Below are 18,821 nucleotides of genomic sequence, written 5' to 3'. Positions count from 1 at the left end.
ATGACCCCGCTGGTTTCGAATCCTGTGCTGTTCCTGTGGGAGCGGGTTCACCCGCGAAGAGGCCGGGCCTGGTAAAGCACGATTACCGGGCCTTGCGCCGGTACGGAAACACATCAATCACCTTCCCCTCGCGAATCGCCGCTTGCAGTCCCTTCCAGTAATCCGCGTCATACAACTCCCCATGCAAGCGGCTGAACAAGCGCCGCTGGCCCATATCGGCAAACAGGAACGGCGGAAACTCTTCAGGGAACACGTCGTGCGGCCCGATCGAATACCACGGCTCGCCCGACATTTCGTCCTCCGGGTAACGCGGTGGCGGGATGTGGCGGAAGTTCACTTCGGTCAGGAAGCTGATCTCGTCATAGTCGTAAAACACCACCCGGCCATGGCGGGTAACACCAAAGTTCTTCAGTAACATATCGCCGGGGAAAATGTTTGCCGCCGCCAGCTGCTTGATGGCCAAGCCATAATCCTCCAGCGCCTCCAGCACCTGGCCTTCGCTGGCATGCTCCAGGTACAGGTTCAATGGCGTCATGCGCCGCTCTGTCCAGCAGTGGCGGATCAATACCGTGTCACCCTCCAGTATTACCGTCGACGGCGCCACCTCCAGCAGTTCGGCCAGGCACTCCGGCGCGAACTTGCCCTGTGGGAAGCGAAAATCGGCAAACTCCTGGGTATCGGCCAGGCGCCCAACGCGGTCGACGCTTTTCACCAGCCGGTACTTGTCGATGACCGTGGCGCGGTCGACTGTTTTCGATGGCGAGAAGCGGTCCTTGATGATCTTGAACACGGTGTTGAAGCCCGGCAGGGTGAACACGCTCATGACCATGCCGCGCACCCCAGGCGCCATGACGAAGCGGTCTTCGCTGCCGGCCAGGTGGTTGATCAGCGCCCGGTAGAACTCCGACTTGCCGTGTTTGTAGAAACCGATGGAGGTGTACAGCTCGGCAATGTGCTTGCCCGGCAAGATGCGCTTGAGGAAGTTGACGAACTCTGCCGGCACCGGCACATCGACCATGAAATAGGAGCGGGTGAAGGAAAAGATGATCGACACCTCGGCCTCGTCGGTGATCAGCCCATCGGCCTCGATACCATGCCCCTCGCGGTGCAGCAGCGGGATTACCAGCGGCCACTGCTCATCGTTGTTGTACAGCCGGCCGACCAGGTAGGCACCCTTGTTGCGGTACAGCACCGGCGAAAACAGCTCCACCGCCAGCGTCGGGTCCTTGCAAACCCAGTCGGGCAGGCACTCGCGCAGTTGCTCCTCAAGGCGCGACACGTCGCTGTCAAGGTCGCCATAGGCGAATGCGTAGTCGGAAAGAATCGCCCGCAGCAGGCCCTGCAGATTGCCATCGGGGCGATAGGTACAGGTTTGTGTGGCACGCTGGTGGCTGCGGATCGACGGCCGGGTGGTGTGGATGAACATGCAGCCGTCGCTGATCTGATCATGGCTGAACAGGCTGCAGAACAACGAGTTGTACCAGGTCTCGGACAGTTCATCGTCCAGGCGCGGGTCGATCAGGCGTATGTAGGCACTTTTCACCAGCGGCCACTGCTCGACCTCCAGCAATACCTCGTCATCGAACGCATCACGCAACCAGCCGTTGACCTCGCCGACCTTCTGTTCGTAAAGGTTGATCCGAGCGGCGGCTGCCCGCTGGCTATCTTGCCAACGCGCCTGCTCGAAGCGCTCGCGGGCGCCGAGGGTGATGCGGCGGAAATGCTCGCGATAGTCGTCGAAGCCATCGAGGATCATCCGGGCGATCTCGCCGGCAGGCCAGTGCTGGGTCATGCGGTGGGCCTCGGTGCAAAGATTGAGTACTGAGCTTAGCCGCCCTTGTGGTCATGGGTTAATGCCACACCTCAAAGCCCTGCATGGCCTTTGTAGGAGCAGCCTTGTGCTGCGAAGAGGCCGGTACAGGCAAAAAATACCTGTGCTTGTACCGGCCTCTTCGCAGCACAAGGCTGCTCCTACAAGGGCCATGCAGACCGCAATGGATTGCACCGCAAGAAAGCACAAGAATCCCCCCGCCCCCTGGCGTACACTCGCGCCCTGCCCAGTACCCGGAGACCGCCGTGAGCCCCATCGCCCTAGCCCGCCTGCTGACACTTGCTGCCGTCTGGGGGGCGAGCTTTTTGTTCATGCGCATCATCGCCCCCGAGCTGGGCACGGTGCCGACCGCGTTCTTCCGTGTATCCATTGCCTGCCTGGGGTTGATCGGCATCGTCGCGGTCGCCCGCGTGCGGTGGGACTTCCAGGGCAAGCTGGGTGCCTGCCTGGTGCTGGGCATGATCAACTCCGGTATCCCGGCCACCTTCTATTCCGTTGCCGCTCAGGTATTGCCGGCCGGCTACTCGGCGATCTTCAACGCCACCACGCCACTGATGGGCGTGCTTATCGGCATGCTGTTCTTCCGCGAGCCCATGACCCTGGCCAAGTTGTGCGGCATCTTCCTTGGCCTGTTTGGCGTCGGCATCCTCAGCGGCGCCGGCCCGGTCGCGCTGGATCTGGCCCTGCTGCAAGGCGCCCTCGCCTGCCTGGCGGCCACCACCTGCTACGGCTTTGCCGGCTTCCTTGCCCGCCGCTGGGTCAGCGGCCTGGACAGCCGCCTGTCAGCGCTGGGCAGCATGCTCGGCGCCACCTTGCTGCTAAGCCCACTGTTCGCCTGGAGCGCGCTGAGCCAGCCACCCGCCAGCTGGGGCGGCTGGCAGGTATGGCTGTCGCTGCTGGGCCTGGGCCTGCTGTGCACGGCGTTCGCCTACATCCTGTACTTCCGCCTGCTGGAAGAAATTGGCCCGGTCAAGGCCAGCACCGTGACCTTCCTCATTCCGGTATTCGGCGTATTGTGGGGGGCATGGCTGCTGGACGAGTCGCTTTCAATGGGGCACCTGTACGGCGGCTTGCTGATTGCCGCGGCACTGTGGCTGGTGCTGCGCCCGACGCGCAGCTGAAGCGGGGCCCACGATGAACAGCATGTACAAAAAGGTCCTGTTCCGCCTGGAACAGGACGAGAACGGCTACCCGCCGGCCTCGGTCGAGGGCCTGTGGGCCAGGGCTGTGGAAGGCGGCTATACGGTCGACAACATCCCCTTCCATGTCTACGGCATTGCCCCGGGTGATGTGATTGCCACCCGTGAAGAAAACGGCGAAACCTGGTTCGATGCACTGCGCAGCAGCAGCGGCAGCTCGGTGTTCCGGGTGCTGGTAAAGCCCCCGGAAACCCTGGACCAGGTACGCGCGGCCTTGCAGGACTTCGGCTGCAACTGCGAAACCGAGCAGGCCGTGAAGATGCTGGCTGTCGAAGTCCCGCCAGCGCGTTCGCTCGACACCCTGCTCTACTACCTGCTCACCCAGCGCGAAGCCGGCCTGCTGGACTTCGAGGAAGGCGTATTACGCCACACCATCCCCGAAGAATTCCGCTAGGACTTACGCCTCGGCCAGGCGCGCGGCGGGCTTGCGAAACACGAACAGCAGGCCCACCACGATCAACCCCATGCCCAGCAGGCTGAGCGGTGCCAGTCGGTTGCCGAAGATCAGGAAGTCCATCACTGCGGTCACCGCCGGCACCAGGTAGAACAGGCTGGTGACATTGACCAGGTTGCCCTTGGCGATCAGCCGGTACAGCAGCAAGGTCGCCAGCAACGAAACCACCAGGCCCATCCACAGCAGCGCGCCGACAAAGCCGCCGGTCCACTCGACATGCAGCGGTTGCAACGGTGCGAACAGCGCGCACATGGCAAAGCCGGCCAGGTACTGCAACGGCAGCGTGCCCATAGGGTTATCGGTGATGCGCTTCTGCAGGATCGAGCCCAAGGTCATGCTGGCCAGCGCCAACAGGGCAAACAGCATTCCCGCCAGCGAGACCCCGCCCAGGTTGATGCCCTGGTAGACCACCATGATCAAGCCAGCCAACCCCAGTCCAAGGCCGAACAGACGGCTCCACGAGCGCTGACGCTCCATCAGCACCACGGTAAGGATCGGTTGTACCCCCATGACCGTGGCCATGACGCCAGGGGTGACATGGGTGTTGAGCGCCAGCAAGTAAAAGATCTGATAGGCGCCGAGCAGCACACACCCGGTACCCAGCGCGCGCAGGATGGCCCCACGGCTACGCGGCCAGCGCAGCCCCAACAGCGGGCCGATCAGCAGCAGGCCCGCGAGGGCCAATGCTGAGCGCAACAGCAGGAAGGCGAACGGGCTGGCATGCGCCAGGCCCAGCTTGGAGACGATCGCCCCGCTGCTCCACAGCAGGACGAACAGGCTGGTAGTGGCCGCCGAGGCCACGGATGCTTTGGTAAAGACAGACATGTATTGCCACCTGATAGTAGGCAGGAAAGCCAAACGGACGGCGTGCGCTTCAGCGAGGGAAGTAGCCGACCGTGTTCAGTAGGTTGCGTGTGCGAAAGGGTTCGGCAAGAGGCCGATCAGCCCAGCACGACCACGCAAGGAGGCGGAGCTACGCCGCCTACAACGCCACTGACAGGTGGTGGGTAGTGACTGATCATGACCGGCTGCTGGCTGCCACGCACGACCATGCCCGCGACTGGCGCGAGGGCAAAGCATGTGGTGGAAGGGCTGGCTGGCATGAACAGGTCTTCGGGAAGAGAACAGTGGGTTGGACTATAGCCCGGTGCCACATGGCTGGCAACTACCCGGCTGACACACTCCTGTGCAGGAGCAGCCTTGTGCTGCGAAGAGGCCATCACTCTCTGCAGAGATGCAGGGGGCAGCACTGGCCCTTTCGCAGCACAAGGCTGCTCCTACACAGGCCGCATCGGATTGGCCACTGGTTAATTTTCCACCGCTCCGGCTCGTCTGAATGCGAAACGCAGCACGCATTCACCCGTTCCGAGGATCACCCATGAACGCAAAAGCCTGGCTCTACCGGCCAGCCCAGATCACTTGTCTGCTGCTGGTCAGCGCCTACGCCCACGCCGCCAAGCCCGGCGATGTATTCAAGGACTGCAAGGACTGCCCGGAAATGGTCGTGCTGCCCGCCGGCAGCTACGTGATGGGCGCCCCCGACGACGAAGTCGGCCGCCAGCCCGACGAAGGTCCGCTGCACACCGTGACCTTCGCCAAGCCCTTCGCCATGAGCCGCTACCAGGTTACCGCCGCCGAGCTGGACGCCTACATCAAAGCCACCGGCACCGTCATCAAGAGCGGCGACGACCGCCCCGGCCGCTGGTGCGAGGCCAGCAAGCCGACCTATAAGCAAGGGCCCCGCCAGCCGGCGGTGTGCGTGGACTACGACGAAGTACAGGCCTACACCCAGTGGCTGGCCAAGACCACCGGCAAGCCCTACCGCATGGTCAGCGAGGCCGAGCGCGAATACGCCGCCCGCGGCGGCTCAACCGGTCCGTTCCCCTTCCCCTTCGACGAGCCGGACAAATACGAAATCAGCAAGCACGCCAACACCTACGGCCCTCGCGACGGCTACACCTACACAGCCCCAGTGGGCAGCTACCCGGCCAACGCCTTTGGCATGTACGACATGCACGGCAACGTTTACGAATGGGTTGCCGACTGCTACCACGAAAGCTACGAAGGCGCCCCCGCCGACGGCAGCGCCTGGATTCAGGACCCGAAATGTATCCGCGCGCACATGCGTGGCAACGACTGGGGCGAGCCGCCAATTTTCTCCCGCTCGGCCAACCGCAACGATCGCCTCAAGACCACCCGCGGCGACTTCCTCGGTTTTCGCGTAGCACGTGAACTGTGAAGTTGTGACGCGGTTAACGCAGCCCTGGTGAAAAAAAAGGCCAATAAGAATCGTTCCGGTTTTTCACAGGTGCTGCGTCACATAGCTGACATTAAAAAAACCCTTCTGCCAACGAGACCGCAATAGATGTCCAAGTCCTTGCCCGGCCCGCTCAACCCGCTTGCCAAAGCGTTACTGATCCGTCATTCCCTTCGGCCCCGGCACGTGTTGTCGCGCGTAGGCCTGGGGCTGGCGTTGTCCACTGCGATGGTTGCCCAGGTGCAGGCGCAGGAATGGGCGTTGGATATTCCAGCGCAGTCGATGAACTCGGCACTGCAGGCGCTGGCCAAGCAGACTGATACGCAGTTGCTGTATAGCCCGGAAGACATCGGTGGCTTGCGGTCCTCGGCCCTTAAGGGCCGCCACGACTTGGCGACGTCGCTGCGCATCCTGCTGGGCGGCAGTGGGCTGCGTTATCAGATCGACGGCAACACGGTGACCGTAACGGCGGGCTCAGCCGCAAAGGACGGCCAGGTCGAGCTTTCGGCGACTAACGTCAATAGCACAGGCCTGGGGGCCACTACCGAAGGCACCGGTTCCTACACTACGGGAATCACCAGCACCGCCACTAAGATGAATCTGTCGATTCGTGAGACGCCGCAGAGCATCAGCGTTATCACTCGTCAACAGATGGATGATCAGCACCTGGCCAGTATGACCGACGTGCTTAACCAGACGCCTGGCATCACCATGTCCCAAGATGGTGGCGAACGGTACAACATTTATGCCCGCGGCAGTGCCATCAACACTTATCAGTTCGACGGGGTGAACACTACCCAGGAGAACCAGACCCGCAACATGCCCAGCACCTTACTCGACATGGCACTGTATGACCGCGTGGAGATCGTTCGCGGCGCAACAGGGTTGATGACCGGTGCGGGCGATCCAAGCGCCGTGGTTAACTTGATCCGCAAAAAACCCACGCGTGAGTTCCAGGCTTCTTTCCAGAGCACAGTTGGCTCTTGGGATTACTATCGCGCAGAGGCCGATGTAGCTGGCCCGCTGAACGAGCAAGGTAACGTACGCGGACGCTTTGTGGCAGCCAAGCAAGATAACAAGAGCTTCATGGACTGGTATAGCCAGAAACGGGACATTTTATATGGCGTCGTAGAAGCTGACGTGACGGACTCTACCTTGGTTCGTTTCGGCGTCGATTATCAGAAATACAAAGCAATAGGCTCGCCTGGTGTTCCATTGCTGTATAACAATGGAGCGGCCACCAACTTCTCGCGCTCGACCAGTTCAGGATCTCGTTGGTCGTATGACGAATTCGAAACAACCAACTACACCCTGACAATCGAGCAGGCGCTGGCCAATGACTGGAAAGCAAGGCTGGTCACCAACTACATGGACATCAACCGCGACTCTCCGTCGGCTCGCTATCGAAGTACTAGCGGCTTATCCTACCTTGACCCGGTTACCGGGGCAGCAAGTCTGGAGCGTTCGACCACCACCGCCGACCAAACCCAGCGCGGCGTAGATTTTTCGATCCAAGGGCCATTCGAGTTGTTTGGCCAAACCCATGAACTGATCGCCGGCTACAACTACTCTGACTACGAAAATAACCACTACTCGACCTCGGGCGGCATAGTCAGCGTCGACTTCAATAACTGGGCAAATGAGGTTGATCGTGGCACTTATGTACCCGCGCTGGATTTCGATATCAGTTCACGGCAGTCCGGTTATTATCTGGCAACCCGGCTTAACTTTACCGAAGACCTTCATCTGATCCTGGGTGCGCGCGCCTCCAACTACAGCTATGACTACTACCTGAAGAGCCTAGCTGTCGTAAACGCAAAACCTACCACCTATGGCATGACTGAACGTGGAGTTGTAACTCCCTATGCGGGCTTGATTTACGACTTGACCCCAGAACAGTCGGTCTATGTAAGCTATACCGATATCTTCAAGCCGCAGAGCAACGTTGATATCACCGGCAAACCGCTTGACCCCGAAGTCGGCAAAAACTACGAGCTGGGCTGGAAGGGTGAGTTTTACAATGGCCGCCTGAATGCGAATATCGCCGCGTTCCTGGTGAAACGCGACAACTTCGCCGAAGACCTCGGTACAAACGTACCGGATACGACTATCGCGGCTTCTCGGCCGATCGATGGCGCTGAAACCAAAGGTTTCGATCTTGAGCTTTCCGGAGAGATCGCGCAAGGCTGGAACTTGCACACAGGCTTCAGCCATGCCAAATCCAAGAACGCCGATGGCGAGCGTTTGAATACTCAACTGCCATTAGAAACATTCCGCCTGTGGAATACCTACCGACTGCCAGGCGAATGGGACAAACTGACGATTGGCGGCGGCGTCAACTGGAACTCCAGTTCCTCCTTGACCTATACCCGCTACAACACAAAGATCAAGCAGGACGATTATGCAGTAACCAGTCTGATGGCACGTTACAAGTTCAATGACAGCTTAGCTGCCACGCTAAACTTCAACAATGTCTTCGACAAGAAGTATTACGCAGGTATGGCCGGCAGCTACGGCCACTACGGCGCCCCACGTAATGCGACGCTGAACCTGCGCTACGATTTTTGATCACCCCTTCCCGCTGACCTGGCTACCCTTTGCACGACCTGCATAGGGTAGCTCTCTTATCATCTTCTCGTACCTCGGTGACCGTCTGGGCTCAACAGGCCAACGTGTACGCGAGGCATACACTCGCACACGGCGTTGAGTCGATAACCACACAAAAAAGGCGTTGACCATAGATGGCCTACGCCTCTTTTTGATAGTTGATCTCGCGCACGGCGGGTGAGCACAAACAGCTTGTGCTGCTCTGACAGTTGAAGTCTTGAACATTAAAGCCCTGCAAAAAATCAGCGGAAGCTAACTCACTGAAGCGGTTTGCAAGTGGGCATCAACGCCTTGATGAGAGCCGTGCTTACGGTGGTACTAGAGTATGGCGGGTGAGACCCGCCTCCTACTTGATTCCAGCCCCGCCTCGACAGGAGGCGGGGCGGCAGAGTCAAGGCATCACACTGTCCTCCAGCAGCACATAGCTTGCAACACCTTCGATGACCTCGGGATGCTTGAGGATATCGTAGTGACCGGCGTGAACCGTCCGGTTCGAAAGGGTGGTACCGCTCCAAGCCTGGTTTACGGTTTCGCCGGCCCACCAACATACAGTCGATACCTGGGTGTTCGGCAGCGCCTTGAGCAAAAGCGACAACGTCTTCAAGTGCATGGCAACTACAAAGGTGTGCGCCAACTCGCTACTATCGATGTCAGCATAGGCAGACGGCAAGGATTGACCGACTCGTACCTCTTCGATCACTGCTTCCAGCGTTGCGCTCTCAGTACCCGCTGAAACAGGTGTCACGTTCACATCCCCCCCGGGCAAGCCGAGAAGTACGGTCAGGAAGCCTTTCAGGTCATCTGTCCAATCGTGTTCCTGCACACGTGCGTCCATACTCGGCAGGAAAGTATCTACCAGCCCCAACAACGCAACTTGCTGCCCTTGCCCTTCCAGTTCTTGGGCCACAAGGACCGCCAGAGTTCCGCCCAAAGACCATCCAACCAGGCGGTATGGGCCTTCCGGCTGTTTCTGACGAATATACTGGGCGTAGTCGATGGCCATAGACTCCAGCGACTCGTCCTTCCACGTCCGATCCAGCAGCATACGGCACTGCACGCCATAGACACTGCATTGGCCATCTAGACGGCGGGCCATTGGTTCATAGTCGAATACCGTCCCAAACCCCGCATGGAGACAGAACAACGGTGTTGCACCGTCTACCCGGGAATTGAGCAACAGCAGTGGATTGAGGCTTTGATTAGCATCAGAATAGCCGGATAGCTCGCCAATCGTCGGTTTCGCCATGACATCCCGTAATTTCAGCTCAATAGCCAATTCGCCGTGAGCCCGAACCTTCGACAGCATCTTCAACACCCGCAGCGAATCACCACCAAGTTCAAAGAAGTTGCACTCGATGCCAACCTCCTCCAGCCCCAGCACCTCCTGCCAGATCTGCACCAATCCATGCTCCACCTGGTTACGCGGCGCCATGCGCTCCCTGTGACCGGAAAACTCGGGCGCAGGCAGTGCGTTGCGGTCAATCTTGCCATTGGGCGTGAGCGGCAACTGCGGTAACAACACCAGCTTCGCCGGGACCATGTAGTCGGGTAATTCGGCGCGCAATGCCTCACGTAGTTGCTCAGCCGAGAGGTTTGGGACGGAGGTGACCACATATCCGATCAACTGCTTGCCCGTGGCGATGTCGCGAGCGACTACCACCGCATCACGCACATCCGGCAAATTACGCAGGCGTGCTTCAATTTCGCCCGGTTCGATTCGGAAGCCTCGTATTTTCAGCTGATTATCAGCGCGGCCAATGAAGTCGATGACACCATCCTTGCGACGGCGCACACGGTCACCGGTCCGATAAAGGCGTGTGCCAAGCCCGAACGGATCAGCTACAAAGCGCTCGCCGCTAAGGCCTGGGCGCTGGTGATAGCCACGCGCCACCCCTTCTCCACCAATGTATAACTCACCGATCACGCCATCTGGCAACAGGTTCAGGTTCTGATCAAGCACATAAAGCGTGCGGTCGCCTACACGGTCACCGATTGGGGCATAAACCGCCTTACACGACTGCTGCGCCGAAACTTTCCACAGCAGAGGTGTTACTACTGTTTCTGTAGGCCCATACCCATTCGTCAGCCATTGTGGGCGCAGTACCCGCTTGACTTGCTCGAAAAGCGCGTCAGGCACCGCATCACCACCGAAGCAATATATCCGCACCGCTGGCGCTGGCCGGTTCTGGGCATCCACATATTCGGCAAGCTGCTGCAAATATGCAGGCGGGAAGCAGGCAATATCGATGTGATGCGTGTGTAAGGCGTTGAACGTTTCTTCGACTGTCCACAAAGTGTTGTCTCGGATAACCAAGCTGCCGCCTGTAGACAATGTCGACAACCAGCGCTCTTGAGCGCCATCGAAAGCAAACGACATGAACAGCAGTTCACGGGTGGACGCGTCCATGTCATACAACCCAGCGATAGCCTGACAATGCATGCGAATCTGCCCGTGACTTACCGCCACGCCTTTCGGCTTGCCTGTCGAGCCTGAGGTGTAAATCAGATAGGCGAGGTTGTCTCGCTCAATCGACACCTTGGGTGCAGTCACAGGCAAGTGTTCGAGCACTTGCTTGTCTACTTCGACACAACGCTGCACCTGAGCAAAGCGTTGGCGCAAACTACTGCAGGTAATCAGCACATGCATGGCCGAATCTTCGACGATCCACTGCAAGCGTTCCTGCGGATAATCGATGTCCAGCGGCACATACGCTGCGCCGGTTTTCATCACCGCGAGGAATGCCACGATGACGTCAGCTGAGCGCTCAAGGGCTATACCTACGCACATCTCAGGGCTTACACCTTGGGCAATCAGATGGTGAGCCAGTCGATTGGCTCGTGCTTCCAGTTCACCATAAGTCATTTGCCGCGATGCACAGATTACCGCCACTGCGTCTGGTCGGTTACGCGCATGCTCAGCGATGCAGTCAGCCAACAGATCTGCGGAGTACGCAGAGCCGCTCAGCTGATTGCGCGCACTGGTCCCCTGCAACTGGGTTGGTGTAAGCATTTCCAGGCTGCCAATAGTCGCCTCAGGTTTGTTCAACAACTCGGTCAGAAGGCATTCAAAACTTCCACGCAGCAAATCGGTGGCAGCTTCGGTAAAGCGGTCACGCAGGTAAAGGAACTCCACCGAGAAGGTCTCACCCATATGGACCGCCAAGTCCATCGCGTAATTGGTGACGTCGCGGTTGTTGACTTCACCAAATCGCAGCGTACCACCGTGGCCTTCTTGCAGCCGCTCATCAATCGGGTAGTTCTCGAACACAATGATGCTGTCAAATAACGACTGCCCTGGACGGCCTGCCCAGCGCTGGATGTTGGACAGTGCCGCATGCTCATGGTCACGTAGCTCCAGGTTGAAGTCCTGCAGGGCTTGCAGCCATTCACCCACAACGTAATGCGGCTCTGGCGACTGCACCACCGGCAACGTGTTGATGAACAGGCCGAGCATCTCGTCAGCGCCAGCCAGGCTCGCTGGTCGCCCAGCTACCGTCGCGCCGAAGCATACTGTGGATTGACCGGTATAGCGCTGCAGCACCAGCAACCAAGCTGCCTGGATCAGCGTGTTTGGCGTTACCCGCAGGCGCTGGGCCTGCTCACGCAGCTGCCGGGTGCGTTGGGCATCCCAAGTCAGGTAAAGCGCATGGTGGCCAACCATACTCCCCTCAGGCTGCGGTGATACGCAACCGGTCAGATGCGTAGGTCCATCCAGCTCACGCAGCTTGCTCCTCCAGAATTGCTCCAAGGATTCTTGCGACTGATCGCTAAGCCAGCGAATGTATTCTCCGTAACGTACGCCCTTGCTACGGGCCGCATGCCCGTGATAGGTCTGTAGCACTTCGGCCAGCAATCGCGAATTGCTCCAGCCATCCATAAGGATATGGTGCCGAGTCCAGATCAGATGCAAACGGTCATCGTCTAGCTGAACCAGTGTCAACCGCATCAAAGGCGCTGCGGCCAGATCGAAGCCTTCGGCTGCATCATCCGCCGCCAAAGCTTGAAGAATAGCGGCATCGACCACGCAGTTGCGCCAATCGAGAAGGCGTACAGGCAGCTCGACGTGGCGCCTTACAACCTGCAGTGGCTCCACCAGCTTGGAAGACAGGACAAATCCGGTGCGCAGGATGTCATGACTGGCAATCACCTGACTCCAGGCAGATACAAACCGATCAACTTCAAGCCCTTGGACCTCCACCGACGTCTGGTTTATGTAAAGCGCGGCATCGGACTCTTGCTGCGTGTAGAACAGCATACCTTGCTGCATCGGCGACAGTGGGTAGACATCGGCAATCTCGGCAGCCGGAACTGGCAAGCTGTCCAGTTGGGACTGGCTCAGGCCGGCCAGCGGAAAGTCCGAGGGCGTCACGCCGCTGTTCTGCTCTTCACAGCAATATCCAATCAACGCTTTCAGCTCTTCGGTATATGCGTCTGCCAAGCGCTGGATAGTCGAAACCTCAAACACTTCGCGACTAAAGCTCCAGCCGAGCTTGAACTCGCCGTTATACACTTGGCCGTTCAGGGTCAATAGGCTGCTAAGCGGGGTGTCCGCACCCAGCGTTGCACCGGCACTTTCATTAGCTGGCAAGAACAGGCCCGATGCTTCATCGAAGCTGGCGTCGAACTGCCCCAGGTAGTTGAATACGATCTCGCCTTGCGGCAATGCCGCCAGCGTGCTGCGGGCGTGGTCTTCCCCGAGATAGCGCAGTACACCGTACCCCAAGCCCTTGTTCGGAACCGCACGCAGCTGCTCTTTGATGATTTTCACCGACTCGCCAAGTTCAGCCTGCGGACTGAGCTTGATCGGGTACATGCTGGTGAACCAGCCCACCGTACGGGTAAGGTCGACACCAGGGAACAACTCCTCACGTCCATGACCTTCCAGACACACCAACACCTCCGACTGTGTCGTCCAGCTCCCTACCACCCGTGCCAGGGCAGTAAGCAACAGATCGTTGATCTGGGTTCGATAGGCTGCTGGTGCTGCCTGCAGCAACTTACGCGTCCAGTCCGTATCCAGCCGGCTAGTGACCATGGTGGCATGCTTTTGCAGGTTCTCACCCTGCGCATGATCACAGGGCAGCAGATCCGTGGCGCCCTGCAACTGGCCCTGCCAGTAACCCAGCTCCTGCTGCAACTCGGCGCCCTTGGCATACTCTTTCAAGTGGTTGGCCCATGCCTTGAAAGAACTGGTTTTAGCCGGTAGTGGCTGCGACAGGTAAGCCTGCTGCAGATCTTCCAGCAGCACCCGCCAGGAGACACCATCAACCACCAAGTGGTGAATCACCAACAGCAGTCGTTGACTGCCATCCTCCAATGTGGCCAGCACCGCCCGCAGCAGCGGGCCTTGTGCCAGGTCCAGGCTGCGCTGTGCTTGCTCAACCGCCTGCTCTAGCGCCTCGGCGCTGGCGCAGTCGCGTACCCACAGCGACTCTACCGGCTCGACAGCAGGCAGCGTGGCCCGCCACTGCCCCTGTTCATGCTCATGCTCATGCTCATGCTGGAACGTTGCACGCAGCAGGTCGTGGTGCGCGTACAGGGCATGAAGCGCGGTACTCAAGCGTTCAGGGTCCAACTGTTCGCTCGTTACCAGCAGTACCGCCTGGTTCCAGTGTGCGCGTGTGCTGATCGGCTGCTCGAAGAACCACTGCTGGACAGGCGTCAAGGGCAGTGCCCCAGTTACCGACCCTTGGTCGAGCATCATCACTTCAGCGCGACGGGCCACACTTGCAAGTCCCTGCACAGTCTGATGCTTCAAAAGCTCCTTAGGAGTGAACTGGATATCAACCTTTCGGGCACGACTGACGACCTGCAGCGACACAATCGAATCGCCGCCCAGCTCAAAGAAGTTGTCGGTCAACCCGACCCTCTCGAGTTTCAGCACATCCGCCCAGATTGCCGCTAACTGCTGCTCCAGCTCGCTTTGCGGTGCAACGTATTCACCCTGCAACTGGCTGGCATCCGGCTGCGGCAGGGCCTTGCGGTCGAGCTTGCCGTTCGGTGTCACTGGCAGCTTGTCGAGCAGCAACAAGTGCGCCGGCACCATGTAGTCCGGCAAACCGGCCTTGAGGGCTTCGCGCAGGCTGTCGCGCAGTGCGCTTTCATCTTGCGTATTGTCGACAGGCACCACATAGCCCACCAGCTGCTTGCCGCTTGGCCCGTCCTGCGCCAGCACCACCGCTTCCTGCACGCTCGCCAGCTCCAGCAGGCGCGCTTCGATCTCGCCCAGCTCGATGCGCAAACCGCGGATCTTCACCTGATGGTCGATACGCCCGGCGTAGTCGATCACGCCATCGGCACGGTAGCGCGCCAGGTCGCCGGTGCGGTACAGGCGCCCGCCGTTGTCGCTGAACGGGTCCGGCACGAAGCGCTCGGCGGTCAGCGATGGGCGCTGGTGGTAGCCGCGAGCCAGGCCGACCCCGCCCAGGTACAGCTCGCCCGCACTGCCGCGCACGGCTGGCTGCAGGCTGCCTTCCAGGATGTGGGTCTTGAGGTTATCGATTGGCTGGCCAATCGGCACGCTGATGCTTTCGTCCGGCTGGCAGGTCCAGTGGGTGACGTCGATGGCCGCTTCGGTCGGGCCGTACAGGTTGTACAAGCCCGCTGCCGGCAGGCGTTGCAGGGTTTGACGCGCCAGCTCGGCCGGCAGTGCTTCACCGCTGCACACCACGCGCTTGAGGCTGGTGCAGCTTTCGACCGCTTCGTGGGTCATGAACGCCTGCAACATCGATGGCACAAAGTGCAGGGTGCTGATGCCGTAGTGGTTGATGGTGTCGACCAGCAGTTGCGGGTCACGGTGCGCCCCTGGCTGAGCCACGACCAAACGCGCGCCGGTCATCAGCGGCCAGAAGAATTCCCACACCGACACGTCGAAGCTGAACGGGGTTTTCTGCAACACGCTGTCGCTGGCGTCCAGGCCGTAAGCCTTCTGCATCCACCACAGGCGGTTGACCAGCGCCTGGTGGCTGTTGCCGGCGCCTTTCGGGCGACCGGTGGAGCCGGAGGTGTAGATCACGTAGGCAAGGTTCAGCGGCGCCACATCGACGGCCGGGTTGGCATCGCTGTAGCCGCTGAGGTCTTCGATATCCAGGTCCAGGCTGCGCAGGCCGGCCGGAATCGGCAGGTTGTCACGCAGGTGCGACTGGGTCAGCAGCAGGGCGATGCCGCTGTCTTCAAACATGTAGGCCAGGCGGTCCTGCGGGTATTCCGGGTCCAGCGGCACGTAGGCGCCGCCAGCCTTCACAATGCCCAGCAGGCCGATGACCATCTCCAGGCTGCGCTCCATGGCGATGCCCACCAGCGCATCCGGGCCAACGCCCAGTTCGCGCAACTTGTGCGCCAGCTGGTTGGCACGGCGGTTGAGCTCGACATAGCTCAGGGTCTGCTCGCCAAACACCAGTGCCGGCGCGTCCGGGGTGGCAGACACCTGAGCCTCGATCAACGTGTGGATGCCGCTGTCCGCGGGGAAGCTAACAAGAGTCTGGTTCCACTCCTCAACAATCTGGGCTTGTTCGTCTACGTCCAACAGGGTCAGTTCAGAAATCCGTTGTTCAGCCCCTTCTACCAGGCTTTCTAGCAAGTTGCCGAGGTGCAAGGCTACGCCACGGATGGCATCCTCAGTCCAGTACCTGGTGTCATGGCTGTACTGGATAGACAAAGTTGCCCCTTGGCTTACCAGCAGTGTCAATGGGTAATTGGTTTGCTCGCGGGTGGCGACCTCACCAAAGTGCAATCCCCCCGGCGCCCCCTGCTGCAGCGCCTCGGAAACCGGGTAGTTTTCAAACACCAGCAGGCTATCGAATAGTGCATCTCCGCCAAACCCCGCCCATCGCTGTACTTCATACAATGGCGTGTGCTCGAACTCACGCAATTCAAGGTTGCTCATCTGCACCTGGCCGATCCACTCGGCAACCGTTTGCTCGGCGCGTGGCGAACCGATAACCGGCAACGTATTGATGAAGAGTCCGATCTGCTGCTCAACACCCACCAGTTCGGCTGGCCGGCCGGCCACAGTGGCACCGAAACAAACGGTCGATTGCCCGGTATAACGTTGCAGTAACAGCAACCATACCGACTGGACCAACGTATTGACCGTAACGCGGTTGACCTTCGCAAACGTCTCGATGCGCTGTAGCTGCTCCCGGGTAAACTCCTGATAAAAGTCTCCATGCCCACTGCTGCCAAGGCTATCAGCGCGCACAGCAGTGGCTAGGCGAGTTGGCTCGCTGAGCTCTGCCAACTGTCGTCTCCAAAAGGTTTCGGCAACTGCTGAGTCCTGGCGCTGCAACCAGCCTATGTAGTCCCGATAGTGTCCCGAAAGCGCCGGTATTTGCTGACTGGCATAACGCTGGAGGACCTCACCCAGTAACCGGGAGGTGCTCCACCCGTCCATCAGGATGTGATGGTTGGTATAGATCAGATGGTGTGTAACATCGTCGGTGCGTACCACGACAAGGCGCTGCAGGGGAGCCTGATCGAGCACAAAACCCGCCTCCCGCTCTGCCTCGGCCAACGTTTGCAAAGCCGACCGCAGTTCCGGCTGGTCACGCCAGTCGTGCTCCTCAACCCTTTGCTCGACGTGCTTGTAGACAACCTGGATGGCCTGCTCCAGCTCGCCTTGCCAGACGAAGCCAGTGCGCAGGATGGCGTGAGCATCTACCGCTGCTTGCCAAGCCTGCTTGAATCGCTGTGAATCCAGGCCCTGGACATCCACACGCATCTGGTTGATGTAGGCACCAGACTGTTGCTCGTACAGGGTATGGAACAACATGCCCTGCTGCATTGGCGACAGCGGGTAGATGTCACCGATCTGCCCAGCCGGTATCGGCAGGTTATCGAGTTGTGTTTGCGAAAGGTCGGCCAGCGGGAAGTCCGACGGCGTAACGCCACGGTGCTCAGGCAGGCTGCAGTGGCCAATCAAGGCCCGCAGCTCTTGCTCATATTCATCTGCCAGGCGCTGGATGGTCGCAGGCTCGAACAATGCGCGGCTGAAGCTCCAGCCCAGCTTCAACTCGCCACCGTAAACCTGACCGTTCAATGCCAGCAGGCTGGCCAGCGGCGCATGCTTACTCTGTGTAGCACCGCCATACTCTTTCGCAGGCACGAGCAGCCCAGACTCCTGATCGAAGCTGGCGTCGAACTGCCCCAGGTAGTTGAATACGATTTCGCCACGCGGCAACCCCGCCAGGCTTGCCCGAGCCTGCGGGCTACCCAAATGCTGCAATACGCCGTGCCCGATGCCTTTGTTGGGCACCGCTCGTAGCTGTTCCTTGATGGTCTTGATCGAGTCGGCCAGCCCGGCCTGCGGGCTGAGCCTGACGGGATAAACGCTGGTAAACCAGCCCACGGTGCGGCTCAGGTCGACACTGTCGAAGAGATCTTCACGCCCATGCCCTTCCAGGCGTACCAGTACATCATTGCGCCCGGTCCAGCGACTGATCACGCGCGCCAGAGCAGTCAGCAGCAGATCGTTGATCTGTGTGCGGTAAGCTGCCGGGGCTTCCTGTAGCAACTGCCGGGTTAGCTCGCTGTCCAAGCGCGTAGTGACCGATACAGCATCACATTCCAGGTTAGTGCCATGCGAATAGTCACAAGGCAACTCATCGCTCATACCATTCAGCTGCGCCTGCCAGTAGGCCAACTCTGCCTGTAATCCCTCGCTCGTGGCATAACCTTGCACATGCTCGGTCCATGTCTTGAATGAACTGGTCTTGGCAGGCAGTTTCACTGGCTGGTCGTTCTGCCGCAACTTGTACGCCAGTTGCAGGTCTTCCAGCAGCACACGCCAGGAAACACCATCTACCACCAGATGGTGAACAATCAGCAACAAGCGTTGCGTGCCGTCGGCCAACTCCGCCAGCACAGCGCGCAGCAAAGGCCCATCTTGAAGGTCAAGGCTACACTGGGCTTGCGCAGCTAGCTGCTCAAGCGCGCCGGTATCCTCTACCGCGCGGTTCCAGAGTACATCGTAGGCAACATCGACGAATTTGCCTTGCCAACTCTCATTGCCCAGTTCGAAGCGCAAGCGCAGTGCGTCGTGGTGTGCGACCACAGCCTGCAGGGCCTCACTCAACCGATCTCGATCCAAGGGTTGAGTCGGCGACAGCATTACCGATTGGTTCCAGTGGTGACGTTCAGGAATGTCCGCATTGAAGAACCAATGCTGAATCGGCAGCAATGTTGTGGTGCCAACTACCGGCCCCTGATCAATCGAATTGCTAGTCGTACGCTGGGCGACAGCAGACAGTGCTTGCACCGTCTGGTTCTGGAACAGATCTTTCGGTGTGAACTGAATATCCTGCTGACGAGCACGGCTGACTACCTGAAGCGACACAATAGAGTCGCCGCCCAACTCAAAGAAGTTGTCGTTCAGGCCAACCCTTTCCAGCTTCAGCACATCGGCCCAGATCGCCGCGATCTGCTGCTCCAGTGTGCTCTGCGGCGCCACGTATTCGCCCTGCAACAGGCTGGCAT

Annotated in this window: 8 protein-coding genes; 4 read left to right on the top strand and 4 right to left on the bottom strand. The window is 59.6% G+C overall.

What is annotated here, in order from left to right; all coding sequences use genetic code 11:
* Window positions 1-82: 82 nt before the first annotated feature.
* The gene (gene aceK, locus ABI582_RS28215; RefSeq protein ID WP_442120926.1) at window positions 83-1,792 is read right to left on the bottom strand and encodes a bifunctional isocitrate dehydrogenase kinase/phosphatase; all 1,710 of its coding nucleotides are present in this window, start codon (window positions 1,790-1,792) and stop codon (window positions 83-85) included.
* 284 nt (window positions 1,793-2,076) lie between these two features.
* On the opposite strand from aceK, the gene ABI582_RS28210 reads away from it, so the two are divergent.
* Both ABI582_RS28210 and ABI582_RS28205 read left to right on the top strand, forming a co-directional pair.
* Window positions 2,077-2,952: a DMT family transporter gene (locus ABI582_RS28210; protein ID WP_132846821.1), complete on the top strand. Its 876-nt coding sequence runs from the start codon at window positions 2,077-2,079 to the stop codon at window positions 2,950-2,952.
* Window positions 2,953-2,965: 13 nt separating this feature from the next.
* A complete protein-coding gene (locus ABI582_RS28205) occupies window positions 2,966-3,424 on the top strand; it encodes a DUF4265 domain-containing protein (RefSeq protein ID WP_442120925.1) in 459 nt (152 codons plus the stop codon).
* 3 nt (window positions 3,425-3,427) lie between these two features.
* Here ABI582_RS28205 and ABI582_RS28200 read toward each other — a convergent pair whose 3' ends face one another.
* Both ABI582_RS28200 and ABI582_RS28195 read right to left on the bottom strand, forming a co-directional pair.
* Entirely contained in the window at window positions 3,428-4,309 is an 882-nt protein-coding gene (locus tag ABI582_RS28200; protein ID WP_258653662.1) for a DMT family transporter, read from the bottom strand.
* 116 nt (window positions 4,310-4,425) lie between these two features.
* On the bottom strand, window positions 4,426-4,587 hold the full coding sequence (locus ABI582_RS28195; protein WP_442120924.1) for a hypothetical protein: 162 nt from the start codon (window positions 4,585-4,587) through the stop codon (window positions 4,426-4,428).
* 275 nt (window positions 4,588-4,862) lie between these two features.
* Here ABI582_RS28195 and pvdO point away from each other — a divergent pair, with 275 nt between their 5' ends.
* Both pvdO and ABI582_RS28185 read left to right on the top strand, forming a co-directional pair.
* Window positions 4,863-5,723 (top strand): dihydropyoverdine dehydrogenase, encoded by an 861-nt coding sequence (gene pvdO / locus ABI582_RS28190; protein ID WP_258911582.1) that lies wholly within the window; start codon window positions 4,863-4,865, stop codon window positions 5,721-5,723.
* 126 nt (window positions 5,724-5,849) lie between these two features.
* A complete protein-coding gene (locus ABI582_RS28185; protein ID WP_442120923.1) occupies window positions 5,850-8,309 on the top strand; it encodes a TonB-dependent siderophore receptor in 2,460 nt (819 codons plus the stop codon).
* A gap of 430 nt (window positions 8,310-8,739) precedes the next feature.
* On the opposite strand, the gene ABI582_RS28180 is transcribed toward ABI582_RS28185, so the two are convergent.
* On the bottom strand, window positions 8,740-18,821 hold a 10,082-nt coding region (locus ABI582_RS28180; RefSeq protein WP_442120922.1), incomplete at its 5' end, for an amino acid adenylation domain-containing protein.

It is taken from the genome of Pseudomonas sp. SAS7 (assembly GCF_052112345.1).
GTDB classification, from domain to species: Bacteria; Pseudomonadota; Gammaproteobacteria; order Pseudomonadales; family Pseudomonadaceae; genus Aquipseudomonas; species Aquipseudomonas putida_Q.
Note: the sequence above shows the minus strand (reverse complement) of the source record. Positions and strands in the feature narration are given on the sequence as shown.

Excerpts from the sequence above, each read along its gene's own strand:
- aceK (WP_442120926.1), bottom strand. The coding sequence starts at position 1,792 with ATGACCCAGCACTGGCCTGCCGGCGAGATCGCCCGGATGATCCTCGAT.
- ABI582_RS28205 (WP_442120925.1), top strand. The coding sequence starts at position 2,966 with ATGAACAGCATGTACAAAAAGGTCCTGTTCCGCCTGGAACAGGACGAG.
- ABI582_RS28200 (WP_258653662.1), bottom strand. The coding sequence starts at position 4,309 with ATGTCTGTCTTTACCAAAGCATCCGTGGCCTCGGCGGCCACTACCAGC.
- ABI582_RS28195 (WP_442120924.1), bottom strand. The coding sequence starts at position 4,587 with ATGCCAGCCAGCCCTTCCACCACATGCTTTGCCCTCGCGCCAGTCGCG.
- pvdO (WP_258911582.1), top strand. The coding sequence starts at position 4,863 with ATGAACGCAAAAGCCTGGCTCTACCGGCCAGCCCAGATCACTTGTCTG.
- ABI582_RS28185 (WP_442120923.1), top strand. The coding sequence starts at position 5,850 with ATGTCCAAGTCCTTGCCCGGCCCGCTCAACCCGCTTGCCAAAGCGTTA.